Below are 12,958 nucleotides of genomic sequence, written 5' to 3'. Positions count from 1 at the left end.
CGTTTTCCTATTATTTAGTAAAAAGAGCGCCCTTCTGCCACCATCTTTTTCAAGCAGTCAGCAGGTGTAAACTTATCTCCGAGTAAACCTTGGTAATACTCTAATCTAGCCACAATATGTGCGATGCCTAAAGTGTGCATGTAACGGAAAGGTCCACCTAAGAACGGAGGGAAGCCTATGCCGAATATCGCCCCGATATCACCGTCACGTGCGTTACGCACTACGCCTTCATCTAAACACATCGCAGCTTCATTCAACATTAATAGCACGCAACGTTCGGCTATTTGCTCGCGACTCATTTTAGACGTTGGGGTAATTCCAAGTAAGCTGTAAATACTTTGATCTACTTCTTTCCCTGGTTTTTTTCCTGAGTAGTCATAAAAGCCACGTTTATTTTTCTTACCTTTACGGTCATCCGCTAATATTTTTTCGAATCCAGGGTTAGACGCAAAACGATCACCAAATTGAGCCTGCAAGAAAGGACCAATTTTGGTACCAACATCTATACCAACTTCATCTAACAATTTAACGGGTCCAACTGGAAACCCAAATTTCACTAAAGATTTATCAATGTGATCAATTGGCTCTCCGCTCAGCAACACTTCAGCAGCTTCGTTCATATACGGCGCTAAAATTCGGTTCACATAAAACCCAGCACCATCTTTTACTACTATAGGTGTTTTTCCTTGTTTTTTGGCCAACTCAACAGTAGTTGAAATAGTTTTGTCAGACGTTTTATCGTGAGCAATAACTTCGGCCAGAGGCATTTTGTCTACCGGAGAAAAATAGTGCAAACCAATCACTTGCTCAGGTCTTTTTGCTTTCTCAGCAATTTGTGTAATCGGTATTGAGGAAGTATTAGAAGCAAATATTGTATGCTCAGCACAATTTTCTTCTATTTCTGCAACCATCTTTTGTTTTAGATTTAAGTCTTCAAATACCGCTTCAATTACGACATCTGCATCACCAAACCCAGAATAGTCCACCGACCCAGTCAACAATGCCAATTGTTTTTGCATTTCAGACTTTTGCATAAAGCGGCGCTTAACTTTTTTATTGAGAATATCAAAACTATACTTTATAGCGTTGGCAATACCTTCAGTTCGAATGTCTTTAATACGGGCTGGCAGTCCTGCTTTAGTAGCAGTAACAAAAGCAATACCGCCCCCCATTAACCCTCCACCTAATACTCCAACCTTCTTCAATGGTGCTGGTTGCACACCTTCTACACCGTTTTCTTTTTTCATATCGGTAGTAGCAAAAAATAAACTTCTAAGGGCTGCAGATTCAGAGCTCATAACTAAATTGCCAAAATGTTTCGCTTCAACTTCTAAGCCTTTTTTGAAACCTTTGCTCAAGCCCGTTTCAATACAATCAATAATCAGTTCTGGAGACGGATAATTTCCTTTGGTTTGACTGGCAGTTTGTTTACGTGCTTGCTTAAACATCAGGTTGCGACCAACGGGGGTTTTTTCTAAGAACTTCCCCATCAGATCTAGTTTAGGACCTTTGCGCTTTGGTTTAGGTTTTTTGGCCATTTCGATCGCAACATCCAGCAAAATTGACTGGGGCACCATATCATCAACTATCCCGTATTTTTTGGCCTGTTTAGCCCGCACTGAACCACCAGTTAGCATCATTTTCATTGCTTGTTGCACGCTAATTAGCTTAGGTAACCGTTGAGTGCCACCACTACCAGGTAACAATCCTAGCTGGACTTCAGGTAAGCCCAATTGTGTTTTTGCATCATCACTACATACTCGATAGTGACATGCCAACGCGAGCTCTAAACCGCCTCCTAAAGCAGGGCCATGGATTGCAGCAACAAAAGTCACAGGCATATCTTCGATACGCTGAAACATATCTTGCCCCCCCGTGGCAATAATTGTTGCATCTTCTGCACTATTACACGCCGCCAACATACTGATATCAGCACCAGCGACAAAAGAATTATCCTTACCACTTACTACCACGACGCCTTTTATGCTGCTATCTGCGCTTATCTGCTGCAACACGGTATTGATTTGTTCGGCGAATTCCACTTTTAGGGTATTCATACTTTCACCGGGAACATCCATAGTTAAAATGGCGACCCCGTCTTCGCGTACATCAAGAGTAAAGGCACTTTTCAATTCTGTTGTTTCATTGTTTGTAGTCATAATCTTAACCTTACTCCGTTTCAACTATCATAGCTGCAGCTAAACCACCTGCGGCACAAGCCGTTAGTAACCCCGTACCGCCTCCGCGACGATTTAGTTCATTTAACATCTGAGTGATCATTCGAGTACCAGTCGCTGCAAATGGATGCCCATAGGCTAAAGAACTACCCATAACATTAAATTTATCCATATCGATTTCACCCGTAGCTTTACTACGGCCTAATTTTTCTTGGGCAAATTTATCACTTGCGAACATTTTAAAATTGGCTAAAGTTTGTGCCGCGAAAGCCTCATGCATCTCAATTAATGTCAAATCGTTTAATGTCATGCCTGCTCTATCGAGTGCCATAGGTGTGGCATAAGAGGGCCCCATCAACATGTCTTGCCATACATCGATTGCAGCCCATGCATAACTCTTAATGTACCCAAGCGGGGTATAGCCTAACTCTTTGGCACGGCTTTCCGTCATCATTAATACTGCGGAACCACCATCGGTTAGTGGTGTTGCATTTGCCGCTGTGACTGTCCCATGTTTTTTGTCAAACACTGGTCGCAGTTTGGAGTATCCTTCGAGTTTTGAATCAAAACGAATGTTGTTGTCTTTTTCTAGTGCCCCTTTGAAAGGTTCAGCGTATGCAGTCATGACTTCATTGGCTAAGTTACCCTGATTCCAATTTTGGGCGGCTAAGGAATGTGAACGGTGGGCTAAAGCATCTTGGTCTTTGCGGCTAATATTATGCGATTTAGCCATTTGCTCGGCAGTTTGCCCCATAGATAATCCAGTGGAGTATTCTGCTACTGCAGGAGGAACTGGTAGTAAATCTTTCAAGCCTAACTTTTTAAGTACTTGCCATTTTTGCCCAAGGGTTTTAGTTTTTTGCAAGTCAGTTAAAGCTCTCGCTAATTTTTTGGACACACCTATAGGCGAAACCGAGGTAGAGTCTGCTCCACCTGCAACTCCGACGCTAATATTACCTGCCATCATTGACTCGGCAATATTGACGGTTGATTGGAAACTTGTCGCACAGGCTCTAGATACGCTGTAAGCGTCGGTATGCACATTCATACCAGTGCCTAGCACTATTTCACGGGCTATATTTGGGGCTTCTGGCATTTGAACCACTTGGCCGTAAACCAACTGTTCAATAATCATAGGGTCAACGTTATTGCGAACTAACATTTCGTTGACTACCATTTTTCCGAGATCAACCGCTGGAACGCCATGGAAATATGTAGCCATTTTGGCGAATGGCGTTCTGAGACCTGCTACAATAGCGATTCTATCGCCTTCTCTCGTTTTGACTATCTGCTTAGCTGTCATTTTATGCCCTTATAAATATTCAAACACTAGTGGTCTGACCTGTAAAGTTTGCGTGATTGTACCTAGTAACGAATACGACTTCAAGGCACCTCTAATTACCACCGATTTACGCTTAACTTGAAACAAAAATTTGTCAGCTAGCCGGCCAACCTGCAATTTAAATTAACAAAAGGGTTGCCGACCTAAGAATAAGTTTTTAGTTAAGACGTAATCACGCCACTTAAATTGCTTTATTTTTATCCAACCAGTGTTTTTTAAAGCTTTGTAACATTGTTTTTCAAAAGGGGAACCTTATATCGGTTAGCATAGTCAGTAGTCTGGGTTTTGGATCCATAATTCCTACTAACCCAACACTTTATTACTTTATTAATGCGACATTTACTTAATTTTCTGAATATCCACAAATAAGAAGGACGTAGTTAACACTATGGCAGCAGCACAATTTAAACAATTACAAGCTTACTTAGATAGCCAAGTGGTGGGTCAACAAACCTTAACGCAAAATATTTTAGTTGCACTTTTAGCGGACGGTCACCTGTTAGTTGAAGGCCCTCCCGGTTTAGCGAAAACTCGTGCGGTTAACGCTTTAGCAAACGGTTTAGAAGGTGATTTTCACCGTGTACAGTTTACCCCTGATTTACTGCCAGCAGATTTGACCGGTACGGATATTTATCGACCCGAGAACGGCACTTTTGTTTTTCAAAAAGGACCACTTTTTCATAACTTAGTATTAGCAGATGAAATTAATCGTGCTCCTGCTAAAGTACAATCCGCTTTGCTTGAGGCTATGGCAGAACGACAAATCACAGTAGGCAATACGACTTATGCCCTGCCACAGTTATTTTTGGTTATGGCTACACAAAATCCTATTGAACAGGAAGGCACCTATCCTCTACCCGAGGCACAACTTGATCGATTTTTGATGCATTTAGAAATAGATTATCCTGGGGCAGAAACCGAACTCGAAATTTTGCGCTTAACTCGTAACGAAGCCATGCATTCAGAAGTGGTCAGCCCGCCTAACTTAAGTCAGCAAGATATATTTAATGCGCGCCAAGATGTACTGAAAATTCACCTGGATGATGCGTTAGAGCAATATATAGTGCAATTGATTATCGCAACTCGTAAACCACAGAGTTACGACGCAAATTTAGCCAACTGGATAGAGTTTGGAGCAAGTCCTCGTGCCACTATAGCGTTAGACAAATGTGCTCGTGCACATGCATGGTTGATGGGCAGAGATTTTGTTGGTCCCGATAATATTCAAGCTGTATTTCATAATGTGTTGCGCCACAGATTACTACTCAGTTATGAAGCCGAAGCAGAAGGTGTCAACTGTAATCAGGTGCTCGACAAAATTCTACAGCTAGTGGCTGTTCCTTAAACACAAGGTTAAGGAAGCAGTATGCAAGACATTGCAAAGTGGTTAGCTAAATACCAAAGCGACGGCGTACGAATAGGTATTAAGGAACTGATCCACTACCAAGGTAAAACAGCATTATTAAATCTGTCACCCCGTAAAACGGTGCAAGCCAAACTCGCTGGCGCCTATTTGGCCAAAACCAAAGGGCGTGGCATGGAATTTGATGAAGCACGCCATTACCAAGCGGGTGATGATATCCGAGCCATTGATTGGCGAGTTACTGCGCGTACCGGTAAAACCCATACTAAATTGTATCGTGAAGAAAAAGAACGCCCGGTATTTGTCTTAACGGACTTATCATCGAGTATGCAGTTTGGCACACAATTTTTATTTAAGTCGGTACAAGCCGCTCATTTGAGTGCGCTGATCGCATGGTCGGCTAGAAAGCGCGGTGACCGTATTGGTGGTCTAGTCTTCAATCAATTTCAACATATAGAATGCAAACCTTTCACCCGTCAAAAAGCGGTGTTGTCGCTGTTAAACAGCATGATGAAAGTGCAACAGGGTGCGCAACATCAAGAAAGCACGTTAAATGAGGAGCCAATTACCTTAGCCAATGCATGTGCCAGATTGCGAAGGTTGGCTCATCCCGGTAGTTTGGTTTTTATCATCAGTGATTTTAGTCAGTTGGATGAAATAGCTAAGCAACATATCGCGCAGTTAAGTAAACACTGTGAGGTGATTGCTTACCCTATCAGCGATCCTTTTGAGCATCGTTTACCACAAGTAAAAATGAGTCAAAGGGTAACCTTAAGTGATGGTCAAAATAGGCAACAAATAGTGTTAGGCGAAAAAGATACAGAAGTTCTTTACTGTAACCAACATCAGGCGCAATTTGACAAAATTGAAAATACTTTAAAACAATGTAAGGCACAGGTAATCCAGATTGATGCTGGCTCCCCCCTAGAATTGCAGTTAGATCGACTTTCTGGGAGTAGATACAAATGAATCCACTACAAGATTTAAAAGACATTCATCCACCTAGTGCCATAGAGTCATGGCCACCTGCATATGGATGGTGGTTACTTGGAATATTCTCTATCGTTGTCGTGGGCCTTTTGATCATGTGGATTTTGCGCGTGAGAAACAAGTCACTAGCTAAACGTCAAGCTTTAAAATCACTGCAACAAATTGATGCCTCAAATCCCGACTGCGTATCGCAACTCAATCAATTGCTAAAGCGGGTGGCCATGACGTACTTCCCTAACCAAAATGTTCGCGAATTATATGGTTCACAATGGGTTGAGTTTATAATAAACACTCTTCCTAAAAACAAAACTAAAGACTTCTCCGAATCCTTCGAGTCGATGCAACAAATGTTATATCGCGCACAGACTTCAGAAAATACTGCCTATCCGCATTATTATAAGTTAGTTGAAACATGGATCAAATTTGCCCTGCCCCCGCGCAGAAGGGTCATTCAACAGATGGAGCAAAAAAATGCTTGAATTTGAATGGTTGTGGGTGTTGTTTTTGCTACCTTTGCCACTATTGACTTTGTTGTTGCCTAGCAAAAAACAAAGTCAAGAAGCCGCACTTCGAGTACCAAGTCTTACAACAGGAATAGAAACAACAAGCCAAAGAAAAGGCACCAATAAACTCAGTTTGTTGTTGGCCACGTTAGCATGGATTGCGTTAATTGTAGCTACGGCGAGACCCCAATGGTTAGGTGACCCTGTTAGTATTCCTGCTGAAGGGCGAGATCTAATGATCGCGGTAGATTTATCTGGCAGTATGAAAATTGACGATATGCAAGTTAACGGCAGACAAGTAGATCGACTAAAAATGATCAAATTTGTATTAAGTGATTTTATCAAGCGCAGGGTCGGAGACCGATTAGGGCTAATCTTGTTTGCTGATACAGCTTATTTGCAAGCACCTCTGACTTACGATAGAGAAACAGTTGAGCAGCTGCTCAACGAATCTTTGATAGGTTTAGTAGGTGAACAAACCGCGATTGGTGACGCGATTGGACTAGCGATTAAACGTTTTGAAGCCCGCAAAGAATCAAATAAAGTACTAGTTTTACTAACCGATGGCCAAAATACAGCTGGAAACATAACCCCAGAGCAAGCAAACGAATTAGCAATTAACAATGGGGTAACCATATACACCATTGGTGTGGGTGCTGACAAAATGTTAGTGCAGAGTTTTTTTGGAAATAGGCAAGTCAACCCGTCGCAAGATTTGGACGAAGATATGTTAACAGAAATAGCCACCTCGACGGGAGGCCGTTATTTTAGGGCCAGAGATGCTGAGTCACTTAAGCAAATATACGCTACGTTAGACAAACTTGAACCCATAGCCAGAGAAAGTAAACAGATGCGACCTCTGCAGGCCCTGTATTTCTACCCTTTGGGTTTAGCCTTGTTAATAACCGTTTTAATGGCGATGTTTCCACTGATGAAGCTGATTAGACTGCGGGGGACGCCTCAATGATTGAATACATGTCAGGTTTAAGTGAGTTTCATTTTATTCGACCGCATTGGTTATGGCTGATAATCCCACTGTTGATAATTGTTGCGTTAATTCGCTATGTTAACAAACAAAAATCAGGTTGGCAGTCTGTACTTGCCAGTCATTTATATCAGCACCTAATCACAACTCAAGGGATCAAAAAAGCTCGCCCTCCGCTATTGTTATTAGGATTTTGTTGGGTTTTAACTACCATCGCGTTGGCAGGCCCAACTTGGGAAAGATTACCCCAGCCGGTTTATCAATTAAATGCGGGAAAAGTCGTGTTAATGGATATGTCGCTATCTATGCGCGCCACAGACGTCAAACCTGACAGACTCACTCGTGCAAAATACAAAGCAATAGATTTAGTTAACGCAATTACCGAGGGTGAAACCGGATTAGTGGCTTATGCTGGCGACGCATTCACTATCAGTCCATTAAGTTCAGACGCACAAAACCTTACCACCCTTATTCCCAGTCTGACGCCAGAAATCATGCCTATTGCCGGCAGTGATCCTGCGTTAGGTTTACAAGCTGCCATTGAGTTACTCAGCAATGCTGGGTACCAACAAGGAGAGATATTTTGGATCACTGACGGGATCAGTAACCAACAAATGAAAGAGGTGAGCGAAATATTTAATAATTCGATGTTCCGGTTATCCGTGCTTGGTGTTGGCACTACAGAAGGCGCGCCAATACAACAAGTTGATGGAGAATTATTAAAAGATAGTCGTGGTGCAATTGTACTCCCCAAATTGACAATTAATAATTTAAAATCGCTGAGCCGAAGTAGTGGTGGGCGCTATGCGTCTATGCAATCTGACGATAGCGATATCGATTATTTGATTGAACAAACTCTAATTGAGGAAACGCCCGATAAAGATGACGACAATAAACAAGAAAAATTTGGCGACAAATGGCAAGAAATGGGACCTTATTTACTACTACTTATTATCCCCTTTGCCGCATACAGTTTTAGGCGCGGTATAATAACCGCGCTATTTATTGGCATTTTACTACCTACTTATTCTCCTCAAGCTAGAGCTGACTGGTGGCAAGATATGTGGAAAACCCCTGATCAGCAAGCTATGCAAGCATTTAACCAAAACGAATACGAACAAGCCGCAAATACTTTTGTGGATCCTATGTGGCAAGGCACTGCACATTATAAGAATGGTGATTACCAAGCGGCTCTAGAATCCTTTTCACAGTTAACACCTAACGATAAAAACTATACCGATGCGGCTTATAATGCGGCTAATTCTTTGGCGCAACTTGGAGAAATAGATCAGGCAATTGCAGCCTATGAAAAGGTATTAGAACAACAACCTGAACATGAAGATGCAGCAGCGAATAAAGCGTTACTTGAAAGACTGAAAAATCAACAAGAACAGCAGCAAGAGCAATCTGGAGATCCGTCACAAGATGAAAATCAAGAAGGCGAGAACCAAGAGCAACAAGACAGTCAATCGAGCGACCAACAACAACAACAAGAACAACAATCTCAAGACTCCCAGTCAGACCAAAACTCGGAACAAAATGAATCACAACCACAGGACTCTGAGCAACAAAGTCAAGCTGAACAAGATCAACAGGAGCAGCAAGCAGAACAGCAGGCCGACCAAGAGAAGGATGAGGCTGAGACTCAAGCTGAATCAGACCAAAAGCAATCCGAGCAAGAACAGCAAGCTCAGGCATTACAACAAGGTAAAGAAGAACTAACCGATGAACAAAAAGAACAAATGCAACGAATGCAAACTCTGCTCAATCGGGTACCTGACGATCCAGCATTTTTATTAAAACGAAAAATGCAAATTGAGTCACAACGACGAAAAAGAGAAAGATTGCCAACTAATATACAGGGGAATTGGTAATAGTGAGTAAGTTAAAAATACCTAAAATAATAATCTGCTTAGCTTTGTTTATGATAACGAGTGCGCTACAAGCTCAATCGATTGATGTCAGTGCCGCTGTTGATAAAAACCCGGTAATGGTAGATGAATCGTTTATTCTGTCTGTGATAGCCAATGGCGAGGTAGATAGAGATGCTTTTGACTCTTCGTTCTTAATGAAAGATTTTGTAGTAGGCCGAACCTCAATCAGTTCACAAACGAAAATGGTTAACTTCGACACGACCAGAAGCACAACATGGTCAACTGTTCTTATTCCTAAAAAGAAAGGTCGTTTTACTATACCTGCATTTAACATTGCGGGATCTAAAACCAACCCCATAGAAGTGTTAGTCATCCCCGTGTCAGCTAATGCAGCAGCGCAGGGGCGTGATCTGTTTATTACGACTAGTGTTGATTTAGAGAAGGCTTATTTACAGCAACAAATTCGCTACACCGTTAAATTACACTTAGGAAAAGATCTACAAAGAGGCAGTCTATCTAGTCCAACACTAGAAAATGCCGACATAAGGCAAATAGGTAAGGATAAAGAATACAACGAAGTGGTTGATGGCCGCCGATATCGTATTATTGAGCGTTCTTTTGCAATCATTGCTCAGCAAAGTGGTACCTACACCATTGAAGGACCATTGTTTGAAGGGGAAGTGATAGATAACACAAGACAAAGTTTTGGTTTCTTTAACCGTAGTAAGGCAGTTAACAGAGTTGGACCTAGTCAAAGTATTACTATTTTACCTATACCAAGTAATTACGACCAACATTGGTTACCGAGTGACTTTGTGCAATTAGACGATGAATGGCAAGGCAATACCAGCGACTTTGTCGCAGGTGAGCCGATCACTCGAACCATTACTTTAACCGCAATTGGTGTGGTCGAAGAACAACTTCCCTCTATCTCTAGTGTTTATCCAGACTCGGTAAAAACGTATCCAGATCAAGCTGAAACCACCACAGTTGAGAAAGATAGCTCCTTAATAGCGCAGCGCAAAGAAAGCATTGCGATTATCCCCAGCCAGGCGGGTGAACTGGTCATTCCTGAAGTGCGGATCCCTTGGTTCAATACCATTACGGGTAAAACGGAATACGCAGTGTTGGCCGAAAAAAAATTGCAGATATTACCTGCAACAACTCAACCCACTACAACGATTCCTATCAGTCCGAGCATTCCAAGCGTTGCGGTTGACCAACCGCTACCGCCCTCCTCGGCTGATTTAAAAGCCCAACACAACAATATTCCACAATATTGGGTGTGGCTTAGCGCCAGTTTATTTTTGTTATGGATCATTACATTAGTGGTGTGGTGGCGACAGGTTTCGTTACTAAAATCTGCGACTCAACAGTCACATCAATCGGTAGTTAGGCATACCCAAAGTGAACAGTTATTATGGAAAAACCTTGAGAAAGCATTAAACAAAAATGCTGCGGCCGATACACAAAAAGCCCTTGCTTTGTGGCTGGGCAATTATATAAATGACAAAAATGTTTCCTTAGAACACAGCTTGAAGGTGATTGATGATGCCATGCTGTCTAGAGCGGTCAACACACTACTTGCCGCTCGTTTCTCAAAAAGCCAAAGTGAGTGGCAAAGTAAAGAGTTACAACAAATATTGCGGAAAATCCGTAAAAAAGGCAGTATCAAAAAACAAACTCAACAAAATTTGTCTCCGCTGTATCCAGCCACTTAGTATGTGAAGCTGTGTGTTTCGACAAATTTTAGATAGTTTTTTCAACGCTGTGAGCCAATTATCTGACTATTTAGCTTTGCGGTAAAATACCAGTAGTGATTGTAATAACCCACTGGCCAAAAAATAATGATGGAAATTTAGATGTTTTCACGAAAGCAAAATAGTCAAGCCTCGGTCTCTACTGACATGCTAAATAAACAAAAACGATATGAAGTGTTAGTGCTAGCGCTTCATACTGATATATTCCGGTATGCATGTTGGCTTGTTAAAAACAAAACAGTTGCAGAGGACATAGTACAGGAGACTTTTCTTCGCGCATGGAAATCTTTGGATTCACTCAAAGACGAAAAAGCCGCGAAGTCTTGGTTGATTACAATATTGAGAAGAGAAAATGCGAGACGATTTGAACGTAAACAATTTGATTTGGTTGACATAGATGATGTGTCGATAATTGATGATCAATTGTCCAATGAAGTCGAAATTGAACATAGGGAATTGCGCGCAGTTATGGGATCGTTAAGTGAAGAATACAGAGAACCTCTAATGTTACAGATAGTGTTTGGCTATAGCGGTGATGAAATTGCACAGCAGCTTAACTTAAACAAAAATACCGTAATGACCCGATTATTCAGGGCTCGTAATCAGGTTAAAGAAGCCTTAGACAAAGCCAATGAAAACAGGGGGCGTGAGAATGGATGAGTTAGAATTCCGTCGTACCTTATATGCCGATCCGAATTGTTCTGATGAACGAATATTAGCGGCCATAGCTGAGGATCCTAAAAAGCAAGCGTTCCGCAAAGAGCTTAAACAACTTGATAAAGATATGGATTTAGCTAGCCAAGTAAAAGTACCGGACGACTTAGTACATAAACTGCTATTACGGCAAACTATGCAATCACATAGAGCAAGTAAAGTGCGCAATCGCATTCAACTTGCGATGGCAGCATCGGTGGCTTTTGTAGTGGGTGTGAGCTTTACTATGTGGCAGCAACATAACCTTTTGAATATTGCCGACCAAGCTATTGCCCATGTTTATATGGAAGGCAATTACGCACTAGAGGCCCAGAATAATGTATCGCTGCAACAAGTGAATGCGAAGTTAGCGCAATTCGGTGGTGAGTTTACCGAAGAGTTAGGGCAAGTGTATTATGCCAACTTCTGTGACTTTGAAAATGTCAGAAGTCTTCACATGGTAATGCAAGGTGAAAACGGCAAAGTGTCGGTATTTGTGATCCCGCACGACGACGCCCACAATGCTGAAAGTACAGCTAATGGTCGAGGTTATCAAAGCCAAGCATTGGATCTTAAGCGCGCCAGCATTGTTGTGGTGGGCGAAGAAGGTGCAAATATTGAAGGTATGAAACAACAACTTAAAAGCAAGATACACTTCTCGGCTTAAGATTTTTAAATCGCAGTTTAGAATATTAAAAATGCTTCAATTTACGAAGCATTTTTATTAATTGCATATATGTCGAGAGAACCACAAACCATTTCGTTTGTGGTTATTCCAAACGATAAACCATCCCAATATGCATAATGCCGCCATCATCATATTGCTCACCATACTCAACAAACCCCAACCGACGATAAAACTCACTGGCCGCAATCTGAGACGACAAGGTAATTTTATCCGAAGGATGTTTTTCTTGAATTTCCTTCAACATGGCGACAATTAAAAATTTCCCTAGCCCCTGCCCCCTAGCTTGATCAGTCAACACTACCCGCTCGATTTTTACTTCTTCAGCCTCTAAAATTTTTCGATATCTTCCATAGGCCATCAAGCGATTTTGCGTGCCAAACTCTAAAAAATGCACTGCCTCTTGGTCACAATCGTCGAGATCTAAGTAAATACTATTTTGTTCGACGATAAAGACTTCTTGGCGCAATTTTGCCAAAGCATAGAGCTCATCTTTAGTGAGTTGTTCAAAGGTTTTTGTATACATTTTGTCATCTGACTAGCGAATTGAACGTTGAGTTGTTAGCATACGTCAACTGCTAAAAAC

11 protein-coding genes are annotated in these 12,958 nt (G+C 41.7%); 8 read left to right on the top strand and 3 right to left on the bottom strand.

All coding sequences use genetic code 11. The annotated features are described in order from the left end of the window. Positions 1-14: 14 nt before the first annotated feature. Positions 15-2,159 carry a fatty acid oxidation complex subunit alpha FadJ gene (fadJ, locus tag ABJK37_RS14125; protein WP_348355023.1) on the bottom strand — a complete coding sequence of 715 codons (2,145 nt, stop codon included), beginning with the start codon at positions 2,157-2,159 and terminating at the stop codon, positions 15-17. Between the two features lie 10 nt (positions 2,160-2,169). Next, positions 2,170-3,480, bottom strand: coding sequence for an acetyl-CoA C-acyltransferase FadI (gene fadI, locus ABJK37_RS14120; RefSeq protein WP_348355020.1), 1,311 nt, complete (start codon positions 3,478-3,480; stop codon positions 2,170-2,172). Positions 3,481-3,907: 427 nt separating this feature from the next. On the opposite strand from fadI, the gene ABJK37_RS14115 reads away from it, so the two are divergent. The 8 genes from ABJK37_RS14115 to ABJK37_RS14080 all read left to right on the top strand — a co-directional run bounded on the left by ABJK37_RS14115 (position 3,908) and on the right by ABJK37_RS14080 (position 12,354). Continuing rightward, positions 3,908-4,864, top strand: a complete 957-nt coding sequence (locus ABJK37_RS14115; protein WP_348355017.1) for a MoxR family ATPase — start codon at positions 3,908-3,910, stop codon at positions 4,862-4,864. A gap of 21 nt (positions 4,865-4,885) precedes the next feature. After that, positions 4,886-5,851 (top strand): DUF58 domain-containing protein, encoded by a 966-nt coding sequence (locus ABJK37_RS14110; RefSeq protein ID WP_348355014.1) that lies wholly within the window; start codon positions 4,886-4,888, stop codon positions 5,849-5,851. Then, entirely contained in the window at positions 5,848-6,351 is a 504-nt protein-coding gene (locus ABJK37_RS14105) for a DUF4381 domain-containing protein (RefSeq protein WP_348355011.1), read from the top strand. Before ABJK37_RS14110 ends, ABJK37_RS14105 begins: the two co-directional genes overlap by 4 nt. Further along, the gene (locus tag ABJK37_RS14100) at positions 6,344-7,342 is read left to right on the top strand and encodes a VWA domain-containing protein (protein WP_348355008.1); all 999 of its coding nucleotides are present in this window, start codon (positions 6,344-6,346) and stop codon (positions 7,340-7,342) included. The genes ABJK37_RS14105 and ABJK37_RS14100 overlap by 8 nt, the downstream gene beginning before the upstream one ends. Beyond that, entirely contained in the window at positions 7,339-9,234 is a 1,896-nt protein-coding gene (locus tag ABJK37_RS14095; protein WP_348355005.1) for a VWA domain-containing protein, read from the top strand. Before ABJK37_RS14100 ends, ABJK37_RS14095 begins: the two co-directional genes overlap by 4 nt. Before the next feature lie 2 nt (positions 9,235-9,236). Continuing rightward, entirely contained in the window at positions 9,237-10,955 is a 1,719-nt protein-coding gene (locus ABJK37_RS14090; protein WP_348355002.1) for a BatD family protein, read from the top strand. A 141-nt stretch (positions 10,956-11,096) separates the two neighbouring features. Continuing rightward, positions 11,097-11,654, top strand: coding sequence for a sigma-70 family RNA polymerase sigma factor (locus ABJK37_RS14085; RefSeq protein ID WP_348354999.1), 558 nt, complete (start codon positions 11,097-11,099; stop codon positions 11,652-11,654). After that, positions 11,647-12,354, top strand: a complete 708-nt coding sequence (locus ABJK37_RS14080; RefSeq protein ID WP_348354996.1) for a DUF3379 domain-containing protein — start codon at positions 11,647-11,649, stop codon at positions 12,352-12,354. The genes ABJK37_RS14085 and ABJK37_RS14080 overlap by 8 nt, the downstream gene beginning before the upstream one ends. A 103-nt stretch (positions 12,355-12,457) precedes the next feature. Here the strand turns inward: ABJK37_RS14080 and ABJK37_RS14075 are convergent, their stop codons facing one another. After that, positions 12,458-12,898, bottom strand: coding sequence for a GNAT family N-acetyltransferase (locus ABJK37_RS14075; protein ID WP_348354993.1), 441 nt, complete (start codon positions 12,896-12,898; stop codon positions 12,458-12,460). Positions 12,899-12,958 lie beyond the last annotated feature (60 nt).

The sequence above is a fragment of the Paraglaciecola sp. genome (assembly GCF_039964565.1).
Classification (GTDB): domain Bacteria; phylum Pseudomonadota; class Gammaproteobacteria; order Enterobacterales; family Alteromonadaceae; genus Paraglaciecola.
This window is presented reverse-complemented; position numbering and strand designations above follow the sequence as displayed.

Excerpts from the sequence above, each read along its gene's own strand:
- ABJK37_RS14115 (WP_348355017.1), top strand. The coding sequence starts at position 3,908 with ATGGCAGCAGCACAATTTAAACAATTACAAGCTTACTTAGATAGCCAA.
- ABJK37_RS14080 (WP_348354996.1), top strand. The coding sequence starts at position 11,647 with ATGGATGAGTTAGAATTCCGTCGTACCTTATATGCCGATCCGAATTGT.
- ABJK37_RS14095 (WP_348355005.1), top strand. The coding sequence starts at position 7,339 with ATGATTGAATACATGTCAGGTTTAAGTGAGTTTCATTTTATTCGACCG.
- fadJ (WP_348355023.1), bottom strand. The coding sequence starts at position 2,159 with ATGACTACAAACAATGAAACAACAGAATTGAAAAGTGCCTTTACTCTT.
- ABJK37_RS14110 (WP_348355014.1), top strand. The coding sequence starts at position 4,886 with ATGCAAGACATTGCAAAGTGGTTAGCTAAATACCAAAGCGACGGCGTA.
- ABJK37_RS14075 (WP_348354993.1), bottom strand. The coding sequence starts at position 12,898 with ATGTATACAAAAACCTTTGAACAACTCACTAAAGATGAGCTCTATGCT.
- ABJK37_RS14085 (WP_348354999.1), top strand. The coding sequence starts at position 11,097 with ATGTTTTCACGAAAGCAAAATAGTCAAGCCTCGGTCTCTACTGACATG.
- ABJK37_RS14105 (WP_348355011.1), top strand. The coding sequence starts at position 5,848 with ATGAATCCACTACAAGATTTAAAAGACATTCATCCACCTAGTGCCATA.
- ABJK37_RS14100 (WP_348355008.1), top strand. The coding sequence starts at position 6,344 with ATGCTTGAATTTGAATGGTTGTGGGTGTTGTTTTTGCTACCTTTGCCA.
- fadI (WP_348355020.1), bottom strand. The coding sequence starts at position 3,480 with ATGACAGCTAAGCAGATAGTCAAAACGAGAGAAGGCGATAGAATCGCT.